This is a genomic window from Marinibacterium profundimaris, assembly GCF_002210095.1.
Taxonomy (GTDB): Bacteria; Pseudomonadota; Alphaproteobacteria; order Rhodobacterales; family Rhodobacteraceae; genus Marinibacterium; species Marinibacterium profundimaris.
Genome location: NZ_AQQR01000006.1, coordinates 109,295 through 133,352 on the forward strand (window position 1 = coordinate 109,295; position 24,058 = coordinate 133,352).

At 67.8% G+C, this 24,058-nt stretch carries 25 protein-coding genes and 1 other RNA gene; 20 read left to right on the forward strand and 6 right to left on the reverse strand.

What is annotated here, in order from left to right; all coding sequences use genetic code 11:
* Nucleotides 1-52: 52 nt before the first annotated feature.
* Both ATO3_RS15725 and clpS read left to right on the forward strand, forming a co-directional pair.
* Nucleotides 53-508: a nucleoside deaminase gene (locus ATO3_RS15725; RefSeq protein WP_088650836.1), complete on the forward strand. Its 456-nt coding sequence runs from the start codon at nucleotides 53-55 to the stop codon at nucleotides 506-508.
* Between the two features lie 77 nt (nucleotides 509-585).
* On the forward strand, nucleotides 586-891 hold the full coding sequence (gene clpS, locus ATO3_RS15730; RefSeq protein ID WP_088650837.1) for an ATP-dependent Clp protease adapter ClpS: 306 nt from the start codon (nucleotides 586-588) through the stop codon (nucleotides 889-891).
* A 267-nt stretch (nucleotides 892-1,158) separates the two neighbouring features.
* Here the strand turns inward: clpS and ATO3_RS15735 are convergent, their stop codons facing one another.
* The gene (locus tag ATO3_RS15735; protein WP_088650838.1) at nucleotides 1,159-1,851 is read right to left on the reverse strand and encodes a metal-dependent hydrolase; all 693 of its coding nucleotides are present in this window, start codon (nucleotides 1,849-1,851) and stop codon (nucleotides 1,159-1,161) included.
* 322 nt (nucleotides 1,852-2,173) lie between these two features.
* Here ATO3_RS15735 and gatC point away from each other — a divergent pair, with 322 nt between their 5' ends.
* From gatC to ATO3_RS15770, 7 genes are all read left to right on the forward strand, one after another.
* Complete coding sequence (gene gatC / locus ATO3_RS15740; RefSeq protein WP_088650839.1) at nucleotides 2,174-2,461, forward strand: Asp-tRNA(Asn)/Glu-tRNA(Gln) amidotransferase subunit GatC; 288 nt, start codon at nucleotides 2,174-2,176, stop codon at nucleotides 2,459-2,461.
* Nucleotides 2,458-3,945 carry an Asp-tRNA(Asn)/Glu-tRNA(Gln) amidotransferase subunit GatA gene (gene gatA, locus ATO3_RS15745; protein WP_088650840.1) on the forward strand — a complete coding sequence of 496 codons (1,488 nt, stop codon included), beginning with the start codon at nucleotides 2,458-2,460 and terminating at the stop codon, nucleotides 3,943-3,945. The genes gatC and gatA overlap by 4 nt, the downstream gene beginning before the upstream one ends.
* A gap of 43 nt (nucleotides 3,946-3,988) precedes the next feature.
* The gene (locus ATO3_RS15750; protein WP_088650841.1) at nucleotides 3,989-4,843 is read left to right on the forward strand and encodes a hypothetical protein; all 855 of its coding nucleotides are present in this window, start codon (nucleotides 3,989-3,991) and stop codon (nucleotides 4,841-4,843) included.
* Entirely contained in the window at nucleotides 4,804-5,520 is a 717-nt protein-coding gene (locus tag ATO3_RS15755; RefSeq protein ID WP_408630821.1) for an N-acetylmuramoyl-L-alanine amidase, read from the forward strand. Before ATO3_RS15750 ends, ATO3_RS15755 begins: the two co-directional genes overlap by 40 nt.
* 135 nt (nucleotides 5,521-5,655) lie before the next feature.
* Nucleotides 5,656-6,051: RNase P RNA component class A (rnpB, locus tag ATO3_RS15760), an RNA gene on the forward strand.
* Nucleotides 6,052-6,401: 350 nt separating this feature from the next.
* The gene (gene rpmG / locus ATO3_RS15765) at nucleotides 6,402-6,569 is read left to right on the forward strand and encodes a 50S ribosomal protein L33 (protein ID WP_005630270.1); all 168 of its coding nucleotides are present in this window, start codon (nucleotides 6,402-6,404) and stop codon (nucleotides 6,567-6,569) included.
* 237 nt (nucleotides 6,570-6,806) lie between these two features.
* Nucleotides 6,807-7,301, forward strand: a complete 495-nt coding sequence (locus tag ATO3_RS15770; protein WP_088650843.1) for a GNAT family N-acetyltransferase — start codon at nucleotides 6,807-6,809, stop codon at nucleotides 7,299-7,301.
* Nucleotides 7,302-7,656: 355 nt separating this feature from the next.
* Here the strand turns inward: ATO3_RS15770 and ATO3_RS15775 are convergent, their stop codons facing one another.
* On the reverse strand, nucleotides 7,657-8,427 hold the full coding sequence (locus tag ATO3_RS15775) for a Bax inhibitor-1/YccA family protein (protein ID WP_088650844.1): 771 nt from the start codon (nucleotides 8,425-8,427) through the stop codon (nucleotides 7,657-7,659).
* 201 nt (nucleotides 8,428-8,628) lie between these two features.
* Nucleotides 8,629-8,832 (reverse strand): DUF1127 domain-containing protein, encoded by a 204-nt coding sequence (locus tag ATO3_RS15780; protein WP_088650845.1) that lies wholly within the window; start codon nucleotides 8,830-8,832, stop codon nucleotides 8,629-8,631.
* Between the two features lie 123 nt (nucleotides 8,833-8,955).
* On the opposite strand from ATO3_RS15780, the gene ATO3_RS15785 reads away from it, so the two are divergent.
* Nucleotides 8,956-9,834, forward strand: a complete 879-nt coding sequence (locus ATO3_RS15785) for a LysR family transcriptional regulator (RefSeq protein ID WP_088650846.1) — start codon at nucleotides 8,956-8,958, stop codon at nucleotides 9,832-9,834.
* Between the two features lie 78 nt (nucleotides 9,835-9,912).
* On the opposite strand, the gene ATO3_RS15790 is transcribed toward ATO3_RS15785, so the two are convergent.
* On the reverse strand, nucleotides 9,913-10,884 hold the full coding sequence (locus tag ATO3_RS15790; RefSeq protein WP_088650847.1) for an NADPH:quinone oxidoreductase family protein: 972 nt from the start codon (nucleotides 10,882-10,884) through the stop codon (nucleotides 9,913-9,915).
* 360 nt (nucleotides 10,885-11,244) lie between these two features.
* Between ATO3_RS15790 and ATO3_RS15795 the strand changes: the two genes are divergently transcribed.
* From ATO3_RS15795 to ATO3_RS15810, 4 genes are all read left to right on the forward strand, one after another.
* Nucleotides 11,245-11,625: a helix-turn-helix domain-containing protein gene (locus tag ATO3_RS15795; protein ID WP_088650848.1), complete on the forward strand. Its 381-nt coding sequence runs from the start codon at nucleotides 11,245-11,247 to the stop codon at nucleotides 11,623-11,625.
* 81 nt (nucleotides 11,626-11,706) lie between these two features.
* Nucleotides 11,707-12,525 carry a histidinol-phosphatase gene (gene hisN / locus ATO3_RS15800; protein WP_088650986.1) on the forward strand — a complete coding sequence of 273 codons (819 nt, stop codon included), beginning with the start codon at nucleotides 11,707-11,709 and terminating at the stop codon, nucleotides 12,523-12,525.
* A gap of 19 nt (nucleotides 12,526-12,544) precedes the next feature.
* On the forward strand, nucleotides 12,545-13,879 hold the full coding sequence (locus ATO3_RS15805) for an 8-oxoguanine deaminase (protein WP_088650987.1): 1,335 nt from the start codon (nucleotides 12,545-12,547) through the stop codon (nucleotides 13,877-13,879).
* A complete protein-coding gene (locus tag ATO3_RS15810) occupies nucleotides 13,876-14,364 on the forward strand; it encodes a CAP domain-containing protein (RefSeq protein ID WP_088650849.1) in 489 nt (162 codons plus the stop codon). Before ATO3_RS15805 ends, ATO3_RS15810 begins: the two co-directional genes overlap by 4 nt.
* 608 nt (nucleotides 14,365-14,972) lie before the next feature.
* Here the strand turns inward: ATO3_RS15810 and guaD are convergent.
* Nucleotides 14,973-16,268 (reverse strand): guanine deaminase, encoded by a 1,296-nt coding sequence (guaD, locus tag ATO3_RS15815; protein WP_088650850.1) that lies wholly within the window; start codon nucleotides 16,266-16,268, stop codon nucleotides 14,973-14,975.
* A gap of 145 nt (nucleotides 16,269-16,413) precedes the next feature.
* Here guaD and mgtE point away from each other — a divergent pair, with 145 nt between their 5' ends.
* The 6 genes from mgtE (at nucleotide 16,414) to ATO3_RS15845 (ending at nucleotide 22,929) form a co-directional block, all read left to right on the forward strand.
* Entirely contained in the window at nucleotides 16,414-17,805 is a 1,392-nt protein-coding gene (gene mgtE, locus ATO3_RS15820; RefSeq protein WP_088650851.1) for a magnesium transporter, read from the forward strand.
* Nucleotides 17,806-17,827: 22 nt separating this feature from the next.
* Nucleotides 17,828-18,397, forward strand: a complete 570-nt coding sequence (locus tag ATO3_RS15825; protein WP_088650852.1) for a 5-formyltetrahydrofolate cyclo-ligase — start codon at nucleotides 17,828-17,830, stop codon at nucleotides 18,395-18,397.
* A 54-nt stretch (nucleotides 18,398-18,451) separates the two neighbouring features.
* A complete protein-coding gene (map, locus tag ATO3_RS15830) occupies nucleotides 18,452-19,201 on the forward strand; it encodes a type I methionyl aminopeptidase (protein ID WP_088650853.1) in 750 nt (249 codons plus the stop codon).
* A 135-nt stretch (nucleotides 19,202-19,336) separates the two neighbouring features.
* A complete protein-coding gene (locus ATO3_RS15835) occupies nucleotides 19,337-20,149 on the forward strand; it encodes a TIGR00282 family metallophosphoesterase (RefSeq protein WP_088650854.1) in 813 nt (270 codons plus the stop codon).
* A gap of 14 nt (nucleotides 20,150-20,163) precedes the next feature.
* Entirely contained in the window at nucleotides 20,164-21,108 is a 945-nt protein-coding gene (locus tag ATO3_RS15840) for a DMT family transporter (RefSeq protein ID WP_233152172.1), read from the forward strand.
* Nucleotides 21,109-21,141: 33 nt separating this feature from the next.
* The gene (locus tag ATO3_RS15845) at nucleotides 21,142-22,929 is read left to right on the forward strand and encodes an SLC13 family permease (protein WP_088650855.1); all 1,788 of its coding nucleotides are present in this window, start codon (nucleotides 21,142-21,144) and stop codon (nucleotides 22,927-22,929) included.
* Between the two features lie 55 nt (nucleotides 22,930-22,984).
* Here ATO3_RS15845 and ATO3_RS15850 read toward each other — a convergent pair whose 3' ends face one another.
* On the reverse strand, nucleotides 22,985-23,875 hold the full coding sequence (locus ATO3_RS15850; protein WP_088650856.1) for a LysR family transcriptional regulator: 891 nt from the start codon (nucleotides 23,873-23,875) through the stop codon (nucleotides 22,985-22,987).
* Nucleotides 23,876-24,058: the final 183 nt, after the last annotated feature.

Genomic DNA, 24,058 nt, shown 5'->3' on the forward strand with positions numbered 1-24,058 from the left:
TAGAGGAAGCGGGGCGCTTGCGAAATAGGGCGTGAGCGGTCAGGGAAGGGAAATGGTGTTCACCTCGCATATGTCCCTGGCCCTGGCCGAGGCCCGCGCCGCCGCCGCGCGGGGCGAGGTGCCGGTGGGCGCGGTGCTGCTGGATGCGACGGGCGCGGTGCTGGCCAGTGCCGGCAACCGCACGCGCGAGCTGCACGATCCGACGGCCCATGCGGAACTTCTGGTGATCCGAGATGCCTGCGCGGCGCTGGGGACGGAGCGGCTGACGGGCTGCGCGCTGTATGTGACGCTGGAACCCTGCGCCATGTGCGCCGCCGCCATCGCCGCGGCGCGGATCGCGCGGCTGTATTACGGGGCGGCGGACCCCAAGTCGGGTGGCGTGGCCCATGGCGCGCGGGTCTTCGCCCATCCGCAGGCGCATCACGTGCCCGAGATCTACGACGGGATCGACGCCGCCCGCGCCGGGGCACTGCTGACGTCGTTTTTTCGCGACAGGCGCGAGGCTTGAGCCTGACGCGCGGGTCGATCCGTGCTAGGATCGGATCACGTCACCAGAGCCGACGCAACGCCGAGGGGCACGCAGGGATGGCCGATACGGAAATCGTCCGGAAACCGAAGGCGAAGCCGCGGGTCGAGCGGCCGAAGCTTTACAAGGTGATCCTGCTCAACGACGATTTCACCCCGCGCGATTTCGTCGTGACGGTGCTGTGCTCGGTCTTTCGCATGACCGAGGACGAGGCCAGCCTTGTCATGCTGGCCGCCCACCGCCAGGGCGCCTGCGTGGTCGCCGTCTACACCAGGGAAGTGGCCGAGATGAAGGCCGAGGAGGCGACCGACGCCGGCCGCTCCTGGGGCTATCCGCTGGCGTTCACCATCGAGCGCGAGGATTGAGAGCGCCCGCGGGCAGGCATGCGTCCGGCCGAGTATTTGGACAAAGGTGAAGACAGGGGGGCGGCGCGCCGGTCGGATGGCGCGGCATGTTTGCCACCCTGCGGATCCGACATCTGCAAACAGGGCCGACAGGGGGCGGGCTCGTGCTGTCCCCCTGTCTTCACCTTTGTAAAAATACTCATCGCAACGCCAGCCACGGACGGCCCGGCCGGGGTGAGGGCGCACACCCGGCCGGGCTAGGCTGCCGACAGGACCCTGCGGCGGGGATCAGATCTCGATCGCGGTCATGACCTGCGGTTCGATCACCTGCACGTCCGGAAGGGCGTCGACCAGGGCTTGCGCCGATTGCTCGAGCAGCGGGAAGGTCTTGTAATGGGCCGGGATCAGGGTCTTGAAGTTGAAGTATTTCTTCGCCGCGTAGGCCGCCTTGTCCATGTCCATGGTGAAATGGCCGCCGGCCGACAGGATGCCGATGTCGGGTTTGTAGTAGTCACCGAACCATTCCATGTCCGCCATCACGTCGGTGTCGCCGCTGCAATAGATCGTGTGGCCCTCGGCCGCGATCATGTAGCCGACCTCGGAGCCGGCCGCTTTCAGCCCGTCGGGCGTGGTGAAGGTCGAGGAATGCTGCGCCACGACCATCGACACCTTGACGCCGCCCAGGTCGACCGTGCCGCCCTTGTTGAAGCCGACCGTCTCGATCCCTTCGGTTTCGCCCCACAGGCCCATCAGGTCGAACTGGCCCGCCACCGGCGCGCCCAGCTTCTTCGACAGCGACACCGCGTCGGCGGCGTGGTCGAAATGGGCATGGGTCAGCAGGATATGGGTGGCGCCTTCGACGGCGGCCTCGTGCTGGTCCTCGGGCAGGACCGGGTTGCCGGTCAGCCAGGGATCGAGCAGCAGGACCTGCCCGCCGATTTCAAAGCGGAAACTGCCGTGCCCCAACCAGATGATTTTCATGCGAACCTCCATTCGTATCGGGGTCGAGCGTAGCACGGGGAGCGCACAAGTCCATGAGGCAGCGGGAGAAAGGGCGCCGCCGGGCGCAGGGCCGGACAGGGCGGAGGGGGGCGCTGCCCCCGTCCTCCTGCGGAGGACTCCCCCGGAGGTATTTGGGCCAAGAAGAAGCAGGGGCGCGGCGGATGGCCCGCGGGCGCGCGGGCGGAAGAATGGACGGAGAGTGGACGCAGAGCGGACGCGGGACGGGTTTCGCCCGGGGCTGCCCTTGCAGGGACAGGCGCGGGGCGGTACATGCGCGGGAACGCCAGATGAGGGGTTTCCCATGTCGATCGACCAGAACACCGCGGCCCGCGTGGCCAAGCTGGCCCGGATCCGGGTCGAGGAGGATCGCCTGCCGGCGCTGGCCTCCGAATTCAACACGATCCTGGGCTTCATCGAGCAGCTCGGCGAAGTCGATGTCGAGGGGGTCGAGCCCATGGTCTCGGTCACGCCCATGCGCCTGAAGCGGCGCGAGGACGTGGTCACCGACGGCAATCAGCAGGACAAGGTCCTGTCCAACGCCCCCGATGCCCGCGAGGGTTTCTTTGCCGTGCCGAAGGTGGTCGAATGAGCGATCTGAACAAACTGGGCCTGGCCGCGGCCCGCGACATGCTGCGCGCGAAAGAGGTCACCTCGGTCGAGCTGACCGAGGCCTGCCTCACTGCGATCGAAGGCGCGGATGCGCTGAACGCCTTTGTCCACAAGACGCCCGATATCGCGCTGGAGCGCGCGAAGGCCGCCGATGCGCGGCTGGCCGAGGGCGAGGCGCCGTCGATGTGCGGGCTGCCGGTGGGGATCAAGGATCTGTTCTGCACCAAGGGCGTCGCCTCGCAGGCGGCGTCGAAGATCCTGGAAGGGTTCCTGCCGGAATACGAATCCACCGTCAGCCAGAACCTCGCGGATGCGGGCGCGGTCATGCTGGGCAAGCTCAACATGGACGAGTTCGCCATGGGCTCGTCGAACGAGACGTCCGTTTACGGCAACGCGATCAACCCGTGGCGCCGCGGCAATGAAGACACCGCGCTGACGCCGGGCGGCTCTTCCGGCGGCTCTGCCTCGGCCGTGGCGGCGGACCTGTGCCTGGCCGCGACCGGGACCGATACCGGCGGGTCGATCCGCCAGCCTGCCGCCTTTACCGGCACGGTGGGGATCAAGCCGACCTACGGGCGCTGCTCGCGCTGGGGGATCGTGGCCTTCGCCTCGTCGCTGGACCAGGCCGGGCCGATGACCAAGTCGGTGCGCGACGCGGCGATCATGCTGGAAGCCATGTGCGGCCATGATCCGAAGGACAGCACCAGCGCCGACCTGGCGGTGCCGGATTTCGAGGCCATGCTGACCGGCGACATCAAGGGCAAGACCATCGGGATTCCCAAGGAATACCGGCTGGACGGCATGCCCGACGAGATCGAGCAGCTGTGGAGCGACGGCACCGCGATGCTGCGGGATGCCGGCGCGAAGATCGTCGACATTTCGCTGCCGCATACGAAATACGCCCTGCCGACCTATTACGTGATCGCCCCGGCGGAGGCGTCGTCGAACCTCGCCCGCTATGACGGGGTGCGTTACGGGTATCGCGCCAAGCTGGAGCAGGGCGACGGCATCACCGAGATGTACGAAAAGACCCGCGCCGAGGGCTTTGGCCACGAGGTGCAGCGTCGGGTGATGATCGGGACCTATGTCCTGTCGGCCGGTTTCTACGACGCCTATTACAACAAGGCCCGCAAGGTGCGCACGCTGATCAAGCGCGACTTCGAGGAGGCCTTTGCCGCCGGGGTCGACGCGATTCTGACGCCGGCCACGCCGTCGGCGGCCTTCGGTCTCGGAGAAGTGACGGATGATGATCCGGTGCAGATGTATCTCAACGACGTCTTCACGGTTACGGTGAACCTGGCCGGTTTGCCGGGCATCGCCGTGCCCACGGGTGTCGACCGCAAGGGGCTGCCGCTGGGGCTGCAGCTGATCGGGCGGCCCTGGGAAGAGGGCGATCTGCTCAACACCGCCTATGCGCTGGAGCAGGCGGCGGGCTTTGTGGCTAAGCCGGAGAAATGGTGGTAGAACCGCAAACCGTCAGGTTTCGCGATTTGGGGGTAGGCCCGATATGACAGCTGACAGGTGCTTTGCAGTTCGGTTCGCGGTGAAGTCCGGCATCGGGCTTTTGGCGGGGGTGGCTCTTGTGGCCTGCACGCCCGAGATCCCCGACAGCGGGACGGGGTACAATCCCGCGCCGCCGGCTTCGGCCATCGCGCAGCCGACGCCCCTGGCCTCGGCGGTGCCGCCGCCGGATGCGATTTCGTCGGAGGAACTGCCGCCGCAGCAGGGGGTGCCGGGCGCGGCCACGGGCACGCCTGCCGGTGCGGCCACGCCTTCGGAGCCGTCCTTCTTCGGGGCCGATTCCGCGAATGTTGCAACCGGCACCGGGGCGACGGTGACAGGCGCGTCATCCTCCAACGTGGGGACGGGCGGCGACATCGCCGCCGCTACCGCCGCGGCGCTGGCCAATTCCGGCGTGCCGCCGGTCCAGGCGAGCCCGAGCAATCCGCCGCCGGTAGATCTGAACAACCCGGGCATCTCGGACGAGAACGATTTCCAGGCCGTGGCCAGCCGCGAATCCATTGCCAGCGATGCCGAGCGCCTGGCCCAGCAGCGCGCGCAATACGAGGTGGTGACGCCCACCGCAGTGCCGCAGCGGCCGACGGGCACCGACCCGAACATCGTGCAATACGCCCTGTCGGCGCAGAACCCCAAGGGCACGCGGGTCTATACCCGGACCGGCATCAACCTGGCGGCCAAGGCACAGCGCAACTGCGCGGAATACGCCTCTCCGGACCAGGCGCAGACCGATTTCCTGGCGCGCGGCGGACCGGAGCGTGACCGCCTGGGGCTGGACCCGGACGGGGACGGCTATGCCTGTGCCTGGGACCCGGCCCCGTTCCGGGCCGCGGTGAACAACTGAGGCCGATCCCGCACCCCTCGCCGAACCACGGGGAGCGGCGGGGCGGGGCCCTGCCAGAGCTGATCGTGGTGCATTACACGGCCATGCAGAGCGCGGGCGCCGCGCTGGAGCGGCTGTGCGATCCCGACTTCGAGGTCTCGGCCCATTACCTGGTCGGCCGGGACGGCCAGCTGTGGCAGCTGGTGGACGAGGCGCGCCGGGCCTGGCACGCGGGCACCGGCAGCTGGCAGGGGCGGACGGATGTCAATTCGCGCTCCATCGGGATCGAGCTGGACAATACCGGGCGGCATCCCTTTCCCGAGCCGCAGATGCGGGTGCTGGAGGCGCTGGTCTCGGAGATCCGGGCGCGCTGGGGCATCCCGGCGGAGGGGGTGATCGGGCATTCCGACATGGCGCCGGGCCGCAAGGTGGACCCGGGTCCGCGCTTTGACTGGACGCGGCTGGAGCGGCAGGGGCTGGCCCGTCCGCCCCGGGCGGTCTTGCCCGGCGGCGCGGCGGAGCCGGGGGCGTTCCGGGCGCTGGCGGCGGGCGCGGGCTATCCGGCGACGGCGGGGGATGAGGCGTTGCTCGAGGCTGTCCGGCTGCGGCTGCGGCCCTGGGCGACGGGGCCCCTGGAGGCGGCCGACGTGGCGGCACTGTGTGGAGATCTGGGCGGCGATCGGGGCGGGGTGGCCTGAGGGACGGGAGGCTATGCCGTCTGTTCCGGTTCCTGCGCTGGCCTTTGCCCGTGACCGGTGGCGACCGCTGCGCGCGGGCCCCTGTCTTCGTCACCATTGACCCGATCCCGGCGAGGGTGCATATCCCGCCCTCGCGCGGAGGGCCGGATGGCCGCTTCGGCGGGGTGACCCGCCGGGGAGGAAAGTCCGGACTCCCTGAAGCAACGGTGCCGGGTAACGCCCGGGCGGGGCAACCCGACGGAAAGCGCCACAGAAAACAGACCGCCTCCGGCCTGGCCGGGGGTAAGGGTGAAACGGTGGAGTAAGAGACCACCGCGTCCCTGGCAACAGGGGCGGCACGGCAAGCCCCACCGGGAGCAATGCCGAATAGGACCCCCGCGCGGAACCGGTCTTCGGGCCACCGCTAGGCTCGCTTCAGCCGAGAGGGGTCGGGTTGGCAGCTCAAGGGCCGTGGCAACACGTCCCGTAGAGGAATGGTCATCGACGGGGGCAACCCCTGAACAGAATCCGGCTTACAGGCCCTCCGCGCGTATGACACCTGCCCTGCGGGGCGGTGAACCCGGGCCCATGTGAAGGCGCAACGGTGGGGTGTAACCCCACCCTACGCAGCCGTCGCGCAGCCGCCATCGGCCCAACCGGGCTTGCCTTGCTGGCCAAGGCCCGACAGGGTCCGGGTCCCGCGCGATGGTGTGGCGACCCGCAACGTGCCGCCACAGCCGCCGCCTGCTGACGCGACGGCGTCCGGGCCTGCGCCCGCCGGTTCGGTGAAAACGGAGGCGGTCTTGCAGGATTGATGGTTGACTCGGGGCTGAAACTCCGTAAAACGCCGACTTCACAAGAGATATGACCGGGCCCTGCGCGCCCGATGCAGGAGACCACCCATGGCGAAGCCCACCACGATCAAGATCCGCCTGAACTCGACCGCCGGCACTGGCCACTTCTACGTGACCAAGAAGAACGCCCGGACCATGACCGAGAAGATGACCGTACGTAAGTACGATCCCGTGGCCCGCAAGCACGTCGAGTACAAGGAAGGCAAGATCAAGTAAGCCTGTTCCATCCGGGGCCGGCTGCCTTGCAGCCGGTGCGCGGAAGGATCTGCCGAACGAGCTTGCAGACGAATTTGGGCCACGCTGGGTGCGTGGCCTTTTTCGTGTCCGGGTCCCATCGCGGGCCCGGTGGAAATGGGTCAGCCGTGCCCCGGTGCGTCGCCTGTGCGGGACACAGGCCGGGGGCCCGGGAGCATGGCGGGAGGAGCGCCCCGAGACCCGGGGCGGGGCGGACAGATGAGCGCGGAGACCTTCACCATAAGGGCCACGACGCCCGCGGACCTGGCAGGCGTCGATGCCCTGCTGGCGGCCAGTTACCCGCGCCTGCTGAAGGCCGATTACCCGCCTTCGGTCCTGGTCACCGCGCTGCCGCTGATCAGCAAGGCCAACCCGGCGCTGCTGGCCTGTGGCACATACTACCTGGCAGAGGAACCCGATGGCAGGATCCTCGGCGCGGGAGGCTGGACGCCGGACCGGGCCCAGCCGCAGCTGGCGCATGTGCGCCACGTGGTCACCGATTACCGCAGCCTGCGGCGCGGCATCGGCCGGGCGATCATCGCCCATGCGCTGGAAGAGGCCCGCCTTGCAGGCTACAGCCGCATGGAATGCTGGTCCACCCGCACCGCCGAACGCTTCTATGCTGCCATGGGTTTTGCCGCCCTCGGCGCGATGGAGGTCACGCTGGCCGCCGGCATCGGCTTTCCGGCCGTGCGCATGTCCTGCGCGCTCTGACGGGCCCCGACATCGCCCGGGTCCGGGGCTGACGCTGTCGCGGCGCAGTCTGCCCGGATCATGACACGGGGCCCGGAGGGATACGACGACTCGACCCATGCTGCTGATCGCCGACCTGTCACTGGCGCGTGCGTCGGCCTGCACCACAGGGTTTTCCGGCAATCGGCGACGGGCCGAAGGTGGAGGCCGTCAGCCCGATCAGCGCGCCTGCCGGCACCGTCTGGATGGCGTACCACGGCTGGATGCGCCCCCGCGCTGCCGAACCTCGCCATGCAGGGCACCAGGCAAAACAAAGGGGCCGGATCGTTGCTGATCCGGCCCCTTGCGTGATGTCGGTCTGCCTTGCGGCCTGCGCTTATTCCCTGTTGCCGAACAGGGACAGCAGCATGATGAACATGTTGATGAAGTCGAGGTAGAGCCGCAGCGAGCCCATGATCGCCGACTTCGACAGCCATTCCTGATCGCCATGCGAGGCGAACTGGATGTATTCGTTCTTGATCTGCTGGGTGTCGTAGGCGGTCAGGCCCGCGAAGACCAGCACGCCGATGACCGAGATCGCGAAGGTCAGCGCGTCGGAGGCCAGGAAGATGTTCACGATCGAGGCGATCACCAGGCCGATGACGCCCATGAAGAGGAACGTGCCCCAGCCGGACAGGTCCTTCTTGGTCGTGTAGCCGTAAAGCGACAGCGCCGCGAACATGATCGCGGTGATCAGGAACACCTGGGCGATCGAGGCGCCCGTGTAGATCAGGAAGATCGAGCTGAGCGACAGGCCCATCACGGCGGCAAACACGTAGAACACCAGCTGCGCGGCAGAGGCAGAAAGCTTGTTCACCGCAGCGCTCAGGCCGAAGACGAAGGCCAGCGGGGCGAACATGATCACCCACTTCAGCGGCGAGGCGTAGATCGCGTAGCCGAGTTGCGTCAGGTATTCGCCTGCACCGATCTGGTACTGCGTCGGCACGTCGGTGACGGCCAGGCCCGAAATGGCCCAGGCGGCCAGTGCGGTAATAAGCATGCCTACGGACATCGTGCCGTAGACCTTGTTCATATGGGCGCGCAGCCCTTCGTCGATCGCGGCTGTGCGTACGCCAGCGGCAGACCGGACGCCTTGAAATTCTGCCATTCGTGGTCTCCCCAGTTGTTACATCAACGGGCGCGGCTGCACAGCCGCGCCCACTTCAGTGCCGAATATCGGGGCAAGGCACATGCAGTTCAAGTTTTTCCGGCACGAAATCGGAACTCCACACGCGATTGTTTGTTTCGCGTCGTGGCATGCCGGCGGAGAGGCCGAAAAGCCGCCTTCACGGGCGGATCCGGTCGCGGTTCAGTTGCGCCAGTGCGCCGGAACATCCCAGAAGGCGCGGCTAGCCTCTTGCTCGGCTTCGCGGCGCGAGATTCCGATATCCGACAGCGACCGATCGTCGAGCGAGGCAAGGCGGCGGCGCTGGCGCCACAGGCCCACAAGCAGACCCAGGCGAAGACGCGGGAAGGGCCGGGAAGCAATGCGGTGGCGGGTGATCTGGGTCATCGGGAACTCCTATCGCGGATCGTTATGTGTGCGTCATTCATCATCAAGCATGTTGAAGATATGGAGGGCTGTGGTACATTAGAGAAACGAATGTTCGTTGGGTTAAGCATCAAGGGGCGTGATATGAGGAATCTCGACATCACCACGCTGCGGTCCTTCGTGGCGGTTGCGGATGCCGGCGGGGTGACGCGGGCGGCCGGCTACCTGAACCTCACGCAATCGGCGGTGTCGATGCAGCTCAAGCGGCTGGAGGAGCTATTGGGCGTGACCCTGCTGGACCGGACCCGGCGCGGCGTGTCGCTGACCGCCGCCGGCGACCAGCTTCTCAGCTATGCGCGCCGGATGGTGGCGCTGAACGACGAGGTTGTGGCGCGGCTGACCGACCAGGCCTTCGAGGGCGAGATCTCGCTCGGGGTGCCGCATGATATCGTCTACCCCGTTGTGCCCCGGGTGCTGCAGCAGTTTCACGCCGCCTATCCGCGGGTGAAGGTGCATCTCAAGACCTCTTATTCCGCCGAGCTGCGCAAGGATTTCGAACGCGGCGCCTGCGACCTGATCCTGACCACCGAGGTGTCGACCGGGGACGGGGCCGAGACGCTGGCGCACCGCCCGCTGGCCTGGATCGGCGCGCCGGGCGGCTCGGTCTGGCGGCAACGGCCGCTGCGGGTGGCGTTCCAGCAGCATTGCGCCTTTCGCCCGCTGTCCCTGGCGGCGCTGGATCGCGATAGCATCGAATGGGAAACGGCGGTGGAGACCGCCAGCGATCGCACGATCGAGGCGACCGTGGCGGCGGACCTTGCGGTGAACACGATGATTGCCGGGACGGAGCCCGCGCATCTCGAACAGATCCCCCATGGCGGTACCCTGCCGGAGCTGCCGGTGCAGCTGATCAACCTCTACACTGCCCCGACCCAATCGCCGCTGGTCGCCGAGCTGGCCGATATGCTGCGGCGCGGATTCTGCAACAGCGCCACCATGCGAGCGGTGGAAACGGCGGCCTGAGGGGGCAGCGCACTGGCTCGCACCGCCAGGCGACACGTCAACAGGCTGCGTGGATCGGCGCGCCGGCGCCCCGGCGGGTCAGCCGGCACCTTCGGGCACGATGACCACCTTGCCGGTCGCCTGCCGGGTGCGCAGCAGCTCCAGCCCCTCGGCGGCACGATCCAGTGGCAGGACGTGGCTGATATGCGGTTTCAGGCGGCCTTCGGCGATCCAGCCCAGCAGAGTTTCAAGCGAGCCGGTCAGCACCTCGGGCGCAAAGCGCATGTAGCCGCCCCAGTTCACGCCCAGGACAGAGAGGTTCTTGACCATCAGGTGGTTGGCCGGCACCTGCGGCACCTCGCCGCTGGCGAAGCCGATCGGCAGCAGCCGCGCCTCGGGCTTGCAGGCGCGGAAGGCCGCCTGGAAGGCCGCGCCCCCGACCGGATCATAGACCACGTCGGCCCGGCCAAGCGCGATGATCTGTTCGCGCAGATCCTCCGCCTCGATGTCGATGAGGTGATCGGCCCCGGCCTTTCTGGCGAACTCGAGCTTTTCCGCGCCGCGGGCGCAGGCGATGACACGGGCGCCCATCAGCTTGCCGATCTCGACCGCCGTAAGCCCGACCCCTCCGGCCGCGCCCAGCACCAGAAGCGTCTCGCCCGCCTGCATCCTCGCGCGATGCTCCAGCGCCACGTGGCTGGTGCCATAGGCGATCGGGAAGGCGGCGGCGGTCTTGTAGTCCACGTGATCGGGCAGGCGCACCGCGCGCCGCGCCTCGAAATTGCCGGCCTCGGCCAGCCCGCCCTGGCCCGCGTAGACCGCGACACGCTCGCCGGGGGCGAACTGTCGCACGTTTTTCCCAACAGAGAGAATCTCTCCCGCAACTTCGAGCCCCAGTGTGAACGGGGGCTCGGGCGTGTCCTGGTACGTTCCTTTAATCATCAAAAGATCAGCAAAGTTGAGCGAACATGCATAAATCCGCAGCTGAATCTGGTCTTGGCCCGGATCTGGCAACGGTATGTTTGTCAACTGCGCAGGAGACCCGCGCGAGGTAATATGGTAAGCAAACATGGGATTGCCTCTGTTTGTGGTCAAATTTGGCCGAATCTGGCACACGCAAGTCATTGTTTTACAAGGTGACCAAGGTATTGTAGGCGAAATTCGGCCGGCTTTGATCGGTTTCGATGGATCGGCGAGAATCCTCCGTTCCAAATTCGATTTGTATTCAATTTCACGTAAACCGGGAAATCGCTCGCTTGAATTCAACCCAAAAGAACGTACACTCATGGCACCAAGGTCAGCGACTTGGAATGCTGGGGATAACAGGACTCTGACCGGTTGAGCGCGGGACGCGCTCAGTTGGCCGTTGCCGAAGCGTTATAGGCCAACGTGTGAAGTGACGTTTAAAAAGTTAAGTAAAGGAGAACCAGAATGACCCACCCCGTAGACGTACACGTGGGGAAGCGCGTACGTCATCGCCGCTGGCTAATTGGCATGACCCAGCAGCAACTCGCGGAACGGGTCGGTATCAAGTTTCAACAGATCCAGAAGTATGAAACTGGAGCGAACCGGATCAGCGCATCCCGTCTTTGGGATATTGCCGACGCGCTGGAAGTCCCGGTCAGCTTCTTCTTCGAAGGTCTACAGGAAACCCCGGCCGACGAATCGGCCAATGCCGATACCGCAACAGTCCCCGCCGATCTTCTGGGGGACAAGGAGGCACTCGACCTCGTGCGGTCCTACTACGCGATTCCCGAAAACCAGAGACGCAGGCTTTTCGAACTGGCCCGTGTGCTGAGCGACGTGGCCTGACCGGCCGCCTCCTTCCGGGGGCGGCTTTGCCGGCCTCTTGTATATCTTGTAATGCGTGATCCGGACTGGCACCACATGGCCATGTCCGGATTTTTTTCTTCTGACCCCGACTCCGATCTCGCGCTGGCGCACCGCATGGCGGACGCCGCGCGCGAGGCTATCCTGCCGTATTTCCGGATGGACGGCCTAAGCGCCGACAACAAGGACGCCGGGAAGGAGGGCGGCGGGTTCGACCCCGTGACCATCGCCGACCGCGCCGCCGAAGAGGCGATGCGCGCCATCCTGGCCGAGCACAGGCCCGACGACGGCATCTGGGGCGAGGAATACGGGCAGAAGCCCGGAACCTCGGGCCGGACCTGGGTTCTGGATCCGATCGACGGCACCCGCGGGTTCCTGTCGGGCACGCCGACCTGGGGCGTTCTGATCGCACTCTCCGAGGGTGCCGGCCCGGTGCTGGGCGTGATCGACCAGCCCTATATCGGCGAACGTTTCGTGGGCGGCGGCGGCCGGGCCGAGTACACCGGCCCGCGCGGCACGCACAGGCTGGGCACCCGCGATATCGGCGGGCTCGACAAGGCGATCCTCTTCACGACCTTCCCCGAGATCGGCACGCCCGCGGATCGCAGCGCATTCGAGGCGGTGTCGAAACAGGTGAAACTGGTCCGCTACGGGATGGATTGCTACGCCTACGCGCTGCTGGCGGCGGGGCAGGTGGACCTGGTGATCGAGGCCGGGCTGAACGCCTATGACATCCAGGCGCCCATCGCCGTGATCGAGGCGGCCGGCGGCATCGTCACCGACTGGGAGGGCAACCCCGTCCACCAGGGCGGTCGGGCGCTGGCGGCGGCGACGAAGGACCTGCATGCGGCCGCGCTGGAACTGCTGGCCGGAGCGGCATGACAGCGATGGAGACACCCGAATGAGCGAAACACTGATCCGCGGCGCCGACACGATCCTGACGATGGACGACGACCGGCGTGAACTGAAAGGCGCGGATCTGCTGTTGCGCGACGGCGAGGTGGCCGGGATCGGCTCCGGCCTGCAGACCAGCGGCCGGGTGATCGAGGCGCGGGGCTGCATCGTGACGCCGGGGCTGGTGAACACCCATCACCATTTCTACCAGAGCCTGACCCGCGCGGTGCCGGGGGGGCAGGATGCACTGCTTTTCGGCTGGCTGCAGACGCTCTATCCGATCTGGCAGCGGTTCGGGCCGGAAGAGATCCATGTCTCCGCCCTGACCGCGCTGGCGGAACTCGCGCTGTCGGGCTGCACGCTGACCTCGGATCACCAGTATATCCACCCCAATGGCGCGCGGCTGGACGATGCCATCGCGGCGGCGCAAGAGATCGGCCTGCGCTTTCAGGCGACGCGCGGCGCGATGAGCATCGGCGAGAGCAAGGGCGGTTTGCCGCCCGACAGCCTGGTCGAGGACGAAACGGCGATCCTGGAGGATTGCATCCGTGTCATCGACGCATTCCACGACCCGATGCCCGACGCGATGGTCCGGGTTGCCGTGGCGCCCTGTTCGCCGTTTTCGGTCAGCCGCGAGCTGATGCGGGACGCCGCCATCCTCGCCCGCGACAAGGGGGTGATGCTGCACACCCATCTGGCCGAGAATGCCGAGGATGTCGCCTATTCGCTGGAAACCTTCGGCTGCCGGCCCGGGCAATATGCCGAGGACCTTGGCTGGACCGGCCCGGATGTCTGGCACGCCCATTGCGTGAAGATCGAGGGCGAAGAGATCGACCTCTTTGCTGCCTCTCGGACTGGGGTGGCGCATTGCCCCTGTTCGAACTGCAGGCTTGGTTCGGGCATCGCGCCGGTCAGGGCGTTCCGGGATGCGGGGGTGCCGGTGGGGCTGGGCGTGGACGGATCGGCCAGCAATGACATGGGGAACCTCGTGCTCGAGGCGCGGCAGGCGATGCTGCTGCAAAGGGTCGCCAACGGCGCCGACGCGATGAGCGCGCGGGAGGCGCTGGAGATCGCGACGCGGGGCGGGGCGGATGTGCTGGGGCGGCCGGAATGCGGGCGGCTTGAGATCGGCGCGCGGGCCGACGTGGCGGTGTGGGACACGCGCTGCATCGAGGCGGCGGGAAGCTGGGATCCCGCGGCTCTGGTGATCGCGGGGCCGGTGAAGGTGCGCGACCTGTTCGTCGAGGGGCGGCAGGTGGTGGAAAGCGGCGTGCTGACCACGGTGGATCTGGACGAGATCATCGCCGCGCAGACCCGGCTGGTGCGCGGCCTGATGGGATGAGCCGGCGAAGCCTTGGCGCGCTGGTTCTGCCGCTGGCCGGACGATGCGCTGCGCCGGCGGATCTGCCGCCGAAGATCGTGGGATTGCCGCCGGGGGCACAGCCGGCGCGGCTGGATCCCGGGGCGCTGGAGCTGATCAATCGCGAGAGGGTGGCGCGGGGGCTGCCGGAGCTGCGCTTCGATCCGAGGGTCGGCGAGGCGGCGCTGGCCCATGCCTCGGACATGGCTCGGACCGGGTTCATGGGGCATGCCGGTTCGGACGGGGCGATCGCGGGGGAACGGCTGAGCCGGGCGCGGTATCCCTGGGGCTTCGCGGCGGAGAACGTGGCCCATGGGTATCGGGATGCGGCAGGGGTCGTCGCGGGCTGGATGGGCAGCGAGGGGCACCGGGAGGCCATCCTGTCACAGGCCGAGGTCGCGGCGGTGGCCAGGGCCGGGCCGGAGGATGCGGCCTATTGGACGGCCGTTTTCGCGGGGCCGTGCTGAGGGGTGTCCCACGCGTGGGACATTTTTGGGGTGTTTGAAATCAAGTGGTTACAGGCGCGGATTAACCGATCGTTAGGGATTGGCTGCGTGCAACCCTCCGGCCTGAACGACAGGAGCCGGGCAAGTGGCGGCCCGCGGGATGCCGCTCTGACCTTTTTGCGGGTGTGCTTTATGGTGCCATCGTTCTCCCAGCGGGGAGGTCTGTGCTGGCTTCACCAAAGCGGCAGCCCGATGGGGCGGGCCGCCGCTGGTCCGGCGCCTTTGGCTTGATTCCGGACCGGGGAATGGATCTGGCGGTGGTGCCGGCGGGCGGTTTGAAGGGTGTTTGCCGCCATGCGCAATCCGCGAAACATCGACACTGTCGCAACGGGAGGCGGCCCGTGGGGTGCCGCTCTGACCTTTGTGCGGGTGTGCTTTATGGTGCAATCGTTCTCCCGGCGGGGAGTTCTGTGCTGGCGTCACCAAAGCGGCAGCCCGGGGGGCGGGCCGCCGCTGGTCCGGCGCCTTCGGCTTGATTCCGGACCGGGAGAGAAGCTTGGGGGGAGTGCCGGGGATGGAGAGACGGTCAGTGGCGCGATGCGAGTGTTGGGGGGCTTGGGTGCCGTCCTTTAGCGCGTCGCCTCTTCGCCGTCGATCCACACCGCATGGATCGCGCGGTCATCGCCCATCATGATCGTGGGAAAGATCTCTTCCCAGGGGTCTTCGGCCCTGGCCGCGCGTTGCGCGATGGCGGGGGTGGAGGCGAGGTCGAGCACGACGAAATCCGCCTCGAAGCCCTGCTCCAGCCGGCCGATGCGATCGCCCATGTGCAGGGCCTGGGCGCTGCCGGCCGTCGCCAGCCACAAAAGTTCGGCCGGATGCAGGGCGCGGCCGCGCAGCTGGGCGATCTCGTAGGCGGCGGCCATGGTGCGCAGCATCGAGAAGGAGGAGCCGCCGCCGGTGTCGGTGGCCAGCCCGATCCGGTGGCCCTCGCGCATCAGCCCGTCCATGTCGAAGAGGCCCGAGCCGATGAAGGTGTTGGACGTCGGGCAATGCACCAGCCCGGCGCCGGTCTCGCGCAGGCGGTCGCGTTCGCGCGGCTCCAGGTGGATCGCGTGGCCGTAAAGGCCGCGCCCGCCCAGCAGGCCGAAGGCCTCGTAGGTGTCGAGGTAATCGCGCGCCTGCGGGAAGAGGTCCCGGACCCAGGCGATCTCGTCTGTCTGTTCGCTGAGATGGGTCTGCATCAGGCAGTCGGGGTGTTCGGCCCAGAGCGCGCCCATCGCCTCCAGCTGGTCGGGCGTCGAGGTGGGCGAGAACCGCGGCGTGATCGCGTAGGAGATGCGGTCGGTGCCGTGCCAGCGGCCCAGCAGCGCCTTGCTGTCGTCATAGGCCGATTGCGCGGTGTCGCGCAGGCCCTCGGGCGCGTTGCGGTCCATGCAGGTCTTGCCGGCGACCACGCGCTGGCGGCGGGTCTGCGCCTGCGCGAAAAACGCCTCAACACTGGCGGGGTGGATCGTGCAGAAGGAGCACATGGTCGTGGTGCCATGGGCGGCGGTCAGGTCGAAGTATCGCGAGGCGATCCCGGCGGCATAGGCCGGATCGGCAAAGCGCATTTCCTCGGGAAAGGTGTAGATGTTCAGCCAGTCGATCAGCCGCTTGCCCCAGGAGGCGATCATCGCGGTCTGGGGATAATGCGCATGGGCGTCGACGAAGCCAGGCACGATCAGGCGGGTGCCGTAATCGGTGACCGGGGCGTCAGGATGGGCGGCGCGAAGCTGCCCGGCCTGGCCGATCTGAACGATATGGCCGTCCTGCAGGAGCATCGCGGCATCGGTCTCGACCCGGGCTGCGGCCAGCGGATCGCCCGCGAAGGGATCGGCCGAAAAGCGCAGCAGCCGCCCGGTCACGAGCCTTGTCGTCGTCATTCGCATCTGCCCTATGTTGTGCCCCGTCGCCGAAGACCCTATCCGCGCACCCGGCCCGGGTAAATCGGGACCTTGCTGCCCTGCGGCATTGTCTCGGCCAACGGGGCCGGCCTATGGTCGCGGCAAGAGCAGAAGGAAGCCGAGCATGTCCGAAGAGACGGAAACGCCAGACGTCGTGGAAGAGCGCGAAGAGCAGGCCTATGCGCTCGACCGGAAGACCTGGGCGGGGATTCTCTATGCGCTGGATGTCGAGGATCCGGAGCTTCTGGAAAGCCTGACCGCGCCGATGCACGCGGCCGACATCGCCGACCTTCTGGAGCAGTTCAACCCCTATGACCGGGGCCGGTTCATCCGGCTGTATTCCGGCGACATCCACGGCGACATCCTGTCGGAACTGGACGAGAGCCTGCGCGAGGAGGTGATCCGGTTCCTTGATCCCGACCAGCTGGCCGAGGCGGTGCGGACGCTGGAAAGCGACGACGTCGTCGACCTGGTCGAGGACATGGACGACGCCGACGCCGAGGCGATCCTGGGCGCGCTGGAAGACAGCGACCGGGTCGCGGTGCAGCAGGCGCTGTCCTTCCCGGAGGGCTCGGCCGGGCGTCTGATGCAGCGCGAGGTGGTCTGGGCGCCGGATCACTGGACGGTGGGCGAGGCGATCGACTACATGCGCAACACCGAGGATCTGCCGGACCAGTTCTACCATATCGTGCTGGTCGATCCGCGTATGCGGCCGATGGCCAATGTCACGCTGGGGCGGTTGATGGCCTCGCGGCGCGAGGTGAAGCTGGCCGACCTGGCCGAGGAGTCCTTTCGCGTCATTCCCGTCACCCAGGACGAGGAGGACGTGGCCTATGCCTTCAACCAGTATCACCTGATCTCGGCCCCAGTGGTCGATGACGACGGGCGGCTGATCGGTGTGATCACGATCGACGACGCGATGATCGTGCTGGACGAGGAACACGAGGAAGACATCCTGCTGCTGGCCGGTGTGACGGAGAGTTCGCTGTCGGAAGGGGTGATCGAGACCTCGAAGAGCCGGCTGCCGTGGCTGTTCATCAACATGTGCACGGCGGTGCTGTCGTCGATCGTGATCGCGCAGTTCGAGGACACGATCGAGGCCTTCGTGGCGCTTGCGGTGCTGCTGCCGATCGTGGCGTCGATGGGCGGGAATGCCGGGACGCAGACGCTGACGGTGTCGGTCCGTGCTCTGGCGACGCGCGACCTGACGGCGGCGAACCTGATGCGGGTGGTCCGGCGCGAGGCGACGGTGGGGCTGATGAACGGGGTGGCCTTCGCGGTCTGCCTGGGGATCGTGGGCATGGTGTGGTTCGGGATGCCGCAGCTGGGGCTGGTGATCGCCGCGGCGCTGATCGTGAACATGCTGGTGGCGGCGCTGGCGGGGACACTGGTGCCGGTGACGCTGGACCGGTTGGGGGTGGACCCGGCGCTGGCCTCGGGGACGTTCGTGACGACGATGACGGACATGATGGGCTTCTTCGCCTTCCTCGGGCTGGCGACGGTGATCTTGTTGTGATGCGACGGAAGGGAGGCGCGGAATGAAGGACCTGGCGGAGATCAAGGCGGCGGCGCGCAAGGCGGCCTTCGCACGGCGGGCCGAGGCCCATGCGGCGGCGGCGCCCGGTGCGGCGGGGCGGCTGTCGGAGGTTCTGGCCGGCTATCGCGGCGTGCCGCTGTCGGGCTACATGGCGATCCGGACCGAGATCGACCCGCTGCCGGCCATGGCCGAGGCGGCGGCGCACGGGCCGGTGGCCGTGCCGGTGATCATGGCGAAGGGCCAGCCGCTGAAGTTCTCGCGCTGGGAGCCGGACGGGGCGCTGAGGGAAGGACCGTTCGGTGCGATGGTGCCGGAGGTGGACGATTTCCTGGAGCCGGAGATCCTGATCGTGCCGCTGGTGGCCTTCGACGCGGGCGGCGGACGGCTGGGCTATGGCGGCGGGTTCTACGACCGCACGCTCGAGATGCTGCGCGCCAAGCGGGCGACGCTGGCCATCGGCTTCGCCTATGACGCGCAGGAGGCGGAGGGGCTGCCGCTGGAGCCGACGGACCAGCCGCTGGACATGATCGTGACCGAGACGCGGGTGCTGCAGCCGGGCAGGGCCGGCTAGGCGGCGCGGGCCGGGTGGCCCGGCGGCGAGGACGATGAACATGAGAAACGGGACATGACGATCACACGGGAAGAAGAGCTGGAGCATCTCAGGGAGATCGGCCGGATCGTCGCGAACACGCTTCAGGCGATGGCGCGGGCGATCGAGCCGGGGATGACCACGGGAGAACTGGACGACATCGGACGCGGGCTGCTGGAGACGGCGGGGGCGAAATCGGCGCCGGAGGCCGTCTACGGGTTTCCGGGTGCGACCTGCATCAGCGTCAACGAAGAGGTCGCGCATGGCGTGCCCGGGGACAGGAGCATCCACGAGGGCGATCTGGTGAACATCGACGTCTCCGCCTCGAAAAAGGGTTACTTCGCGGACACGGGCGCGACGTTCCGGGTGGGGCGGGTGGCGCCGGGGCTCGACCGGCTGTTGCGGGACGGAAGACGCGCCATGCAGATCGGCATCGCGCAGGTCGGCGCGGACCGCCCGCTTGCGGGCATCGGACGGGCGATCGAGGCCTTCGCGTCGCCTCGCGGCTATACGCTGATCCGGAACCTGGCAAGCCACGGGGTCGGGCAAGCGCTGCACGAATATCCCGAGGAAATCCCGACCTGGTCGGTCCGGGGCGAGCGGCGCCGGATCAACCGGGGGCTGGTCCTGACGGTGGAGCCGTTCCTGTCCCGGGGCGCGCTCTGGGCTGATACCGGCGACGACGGCTGGACGCTTCACGGAATGCCGCCCGCGCCGGCGGTCCAGTACGAGCATACGGTCGTCGCGACCGACCGGGGAGCCATCGTCGTCACCCTGCCGGGCTGAGCCATGGCCCCGGCGGCGCGGTGGCGGCGGGGGGCGAGATTTTTCGGACGAAAAATCTTGCACATGCTCAATCGGTTGACGCGGGGGGGCACGGGCCAGCTTGCGCAGGGGAAAGGCCCACACTACCAGTAGCGCATGCGACTCCTCTTTCTTGGCGATGTCATGGGCCGGTCCGGCCGAAACGCAATTGCCGAACACCTGCCCAGACTGCGCGCCGACTGGCGGCTCGATTTCGTCGTGGTCAACGGCGAGAACGCCACCAACGGCATGGGGCTGTCGGGCGCCCATGCGAAGCTGATCTTCGACGCCGGCGCGGATTGCGTCACGCTGGGCGATCATGCCTTCGACCAGAAGGACATGATGCAGGCCATCGAGAGCGACAGCCGCATCATCCGCCCGCTGAACTTCGCCAAGGCGGCGCCGGGCAAGGGCTATCGCCTGTTCCAGGCCACGAACGGGCGCAAGGTGCTGGTCTGCCAGGTGCTGGGCCAGGTCTTCATGAAGCGGCCCTTCGACGATCCGTTCTCGGCCGTCGATTCCGTGCTGCGCGCGCATCCGCGGGGCGGGCTGGCGCAGGCGGTCATCGTCGACATGCATTGCGAGGCGACATCCGAGAAGATGGCGATGGGCCATTTCTGCGACGGCAAGGCCAGCCTGGTGGTGGGCACCCATACCCATGTGCCCACGGCGGATGCGCAGATCCTGCCGGGCGGCACCGGTTACCTGACCGATGCGGGCATGTGCGGCGATTACCATTCGGTCATCGGCATGGACAAGGCCGAGCCCATGCGCCGCTTCATCACCGGCATGGCCAAGGGGCGATTTACCCCGGCCGAGGGCGAGGCGACGCTGTCCGGCGTTTTCCTGCGCACCGACGACCGGACCGGCGCGGCGGAAGAGATCCGGATGATCCGGGTCGGCGGCCGTCTGCAGCCGTCGGCGCCCTGACCGGAGGCCGGCGCATGCAGGCACGGTTTCGGCTGGCGGCCTTTGGCGCGATGATCGCGGTGGCGCTGGGATGGGGCCTGTCGATGCCCTTGTCGAAAATCGCGGTCAGCACGGGATACGGGCATTTCGGCCTGATTTTCTGGCAATCGCTGATCGGGGCGGCCCTGCTGGCCGCCATCGCGCTGGGCCGGCGCAAGCCGCCGAGTGTGGGGCCCGCCCAGTGGCGGACCTGGATCGTGCTGGCGCTGACCGGATCGGTGATCCCCAGCGCGGCCTTCTACAGCGCCATCGCGCATCTGCCCGCCGGCGTGATGTCGATCGTGATTTCGCTGGTGCCGATGATGGCCTTTCCGCTGGCCATGGCGCTGGGGTTGGAAGGCTTTGCCATGCGCCGCTTTCTGGGGCTTCTGGTGGGGCTGGGCGGAACGCTTCTGCTGATCCTGCCCGGGGCCAGCCTGCCGGGGGCGGGCGCGGGCGCGCTGGGCTGGATCGCGATCGCGATGATCGCGCCCTGCTGCTATGCCATCGAGGGCAATTACGTCGCGCGGTTCGGCACCGCGGGGATGGATCCGTTCCAGGTCATGCTGGGGGCCTCGTTGACGGGGGCGGCGATGGTGCTGCCGCTGGCGCTGGCGACGGGGCAGTTCATTTCGCCCCTGCGCGTCTTCGGGGCGGCGGACTGGGCGCTGGTGGGCTATTCGCTGATCTCGATCATGGCCTATTCCGGCTATGTCTGGCTGGTCGGCGCGGCGGGGGCGGTCTTTGCCGTGCAGGTGTCGTACCTGGTGACCGCCTTCGGCATTCTGGCTTCGATGATCTTTCTGGGCGAACGGTATGCGGCCGTCACCTGGCTGGCTTTTGTGCTGGTTATCAGCGGCATTTTCCTCGTGCAGCCAAGACGGCAGAGCAGGCTTGCGGAAGAGCCCCCAATCGATGAGAGTGTTTCGCGCGCCTCGTAGAGGCCCGCGTCCGAGGGGCAAGACAGGGCAATCATGCAACTGCTTCAATTGGGTGAAACCGGCCAGGCCGTCCTGGCGCTGGTGATCGTCGCGGGCATGTTCGTGGCTTTTCTGCGCGAGACGCTGCCGACCGAGGTGGTGGCGCTGTCGGGGGTCTCGTTGATGCTGATCACCGGCGTGCTGCCCTATGAGGCGGCGCTGCCGGTGCTGGCCAACCCGGCGCCCTGGACGATTGCCGCGATGTTCCTGATCATGGGGGCATTGGTGCGGACAGGGGCTCTCGACAGTTTCACGTCGCTGGCGCAGGGGCAGGCCGCGTCCAACCCGAAGCTTGCGGTGGGGATGCTTGGGCTCTTCGTGGTGCTGGCCTCGGCTGTGGTGTCGAACACGCCGGTGGTGGTGGTGATGATCCCGGTGGTGATCCAGATCGCCCGGTCGCTGGACATCGCGGCGAGCAAGCTGCTGATCCCGCTGAGCTATGCGGCGATCATGGGCGGTACGCTGACGCTGATCGGGACATCGACCAACCTGCTTGTCGACGGGGTCGCGCGCAGTTCCGGGATGGAGCCCTTCACGATCTTCGAGGTCACGCCGATCGGGCTGGTGGTGGTCGCCTGGGGGGCGATCTATCTGTATTTCATCGGCTCCAGGCTGTTGCCGGAGCGGGATTCCATGGCGACGCTGCTGAGCGACCGCAGCCGCATGAAGTTCTTCACCGAGGCGGTGATCCCGCCCGACAGCAACCTGATCGGGCGCGAGGTGCTGGGCGTGCAGCTGTTCAAGCGCGAGGGCGTGCGGCTGGTCGACGTGGTGCGCGGCGATGCCTCGCTGCGGCGCAACCTGGACGGGGTCGAGCTGCAGGTGGGCGACCGGGTGGTGCTGCGCACGCAGATGACCGAATTGCTGAGCCTGCAGCGCAACAAGGAGCTGAAGCGGGTCGACCAGGTGTCGGCCGTGGCGACCGAGACGGTCGAGGTGCTGATCACGCCGGGCTGCCGGATGGTGGGGCGTTCTCTGGGCTCGCTGCGGCTGCGGCGGCGGTTCGGGGTCTATGTGCTGGCCGCGCACCGGCGCAACCAGAACATCGGCCGGCAGCTTGACGAGCTGGTGGTGCGCGTGGGCGACACGCTGCTGCTGGAGGGCGCGCCGGAGGATATCCAGAGGCTGGCGGCCGAGATGGAGCTGGTCGACGTGTCGAAGCCCTCGGCCCGGGCGTTCCGGCGCAACCATGCGCCGATCGCCATCGGCGCGTTGCTGGGGATCGTGGTGCTGGCCGCACTTGGCGTGGCGCCGATCCTGATGCTGTCGGTGCTGGCCGTGGCGCTGGTGCTGGTCACCGGCTGTATCGATGCGGACGAGGCGTTTTCCTTTGTCGACGGGCGGTTGCTGGCGCTGATCTTCTCGATGCTGGCGATCGGGGCGGCACTGGAGAGTTCGGGCGCGGTGGAGCTGATCGTGAATGCCATCGCGCCGGGGCTGTCGATGCTGCCGCCGGCGCTGGTGGTGTGGGCGGTGTACCTGCTGACCTCGGTGCTGACGGAGCTGGTGTCGAACAACGCGGTCGCCGTGGTGATGACGCCGATCGCCATCGGGCTGGCCGCGGCGCTGGGCGTGGATGCGCGGGCGCTGGTGGTGGCGGTGATGATCGCCGCCTCGGCCTCGTTCGCGACGCCCATCGGGTACCAGACCAACATGCTGGTCTATGGTCCGGGGGGCTACAGATTCACCGATTTCATGAAGGTCGGGATCCCGCTGAACCTGTCGATGGGGCTTCTGGTGTCGCTGCTGATCCCGCTGATCTGGCCGTTGCAGATGCAATAGGCGCGGGGGCTCGCCCGGCCGTTGCCGGCCGGTCTCGCGGCTGCTGTGCCTGATGTCAGCCGAAGGTCTCGGCCAGCAGGTCGAAGACCATGCGGATCGGGCGGGACGTGTGCAGCTCGCGGTGGGTGGTCAGCCAGGTTTCGACCGGGATCGGCGGGAAAGCGTCGGGCAGGATCATCTCGACCTCGGGCGTCAGATCGCCGACCTCGCGCGTCATGACACCGATGCCCAGCCCCTGGCGCACCAGCTGCCAGGACAGCGCGCCATTGGCCGAGTTGCAGCGGACCTGGTCGCGGGTGACCGGCAGGCCGCGGCGGCGCAGCTCGTCTGTCAGGCGGTCGGTGGCGTCAAAGCCAACGAAGGCCATGCGCGCCAGATCCTGCAGGGTCGCGGGGTGGCCGCCTGCGCGGGCGAGGTAGCGGCGCGCGGCCCAGAGATGGGCCTGGGTGTCGCGCAGGCGGCGGGCGATCAGGTCGGGCTGTTCGGGGCGGGCGTGGCGGAGCGCGATATCTGCCTCGCGCCGGCGCAGGTCGCGGATGTCGTTGCCGGGCACCAGGTCGACCGTGATGCCGGGCGCAAGGTCGCGCAGGCGGTCGATCACCGGCGGCAGCTGCCAGGCCGACATGGCGTCCGAGGCGGTGATCGAGACCGGCCCCTCGACCGATTGCGCCTGGCCCGAGGCCGCGAGCGAGAGCTGCGCCGCCGCGTCGCCCATCGCGCGGACATGATCCAGCAGGATCCGGCCCGAGCGGGTCAGCACCATGCTGCGCCCGGTCCGTTCGAAGAGGGTGACGCCCAGGCTGTCCTCTAGCGCCGCCACCTGCCGGCCGAGCGTTGGCTGGGTTGCGCCCATCGCGCGGGCGGCGGCCGAGAGCGAGCCCTCCTCGGCGGTGACGAGAAAGGCGCGGACCTGGTTCCAGTCGAAGCAAATGTTCTGCCAGTTCATGCATTTTTGTATGACGCAAGCGCCCGCCAGTCCATTCCAACCTGCGGTGATGCATGACTGCGCGCGCTGCCCGCCGCGTACCCGGGGGCGCCCGGGTCCCGGGCAATCGCCCGCCCTGTCGCGGGGCTGTCACTGGACATGGCCGAGCCTGTGACTAGTGTCGCATCAAGCGAGCTGACAGGA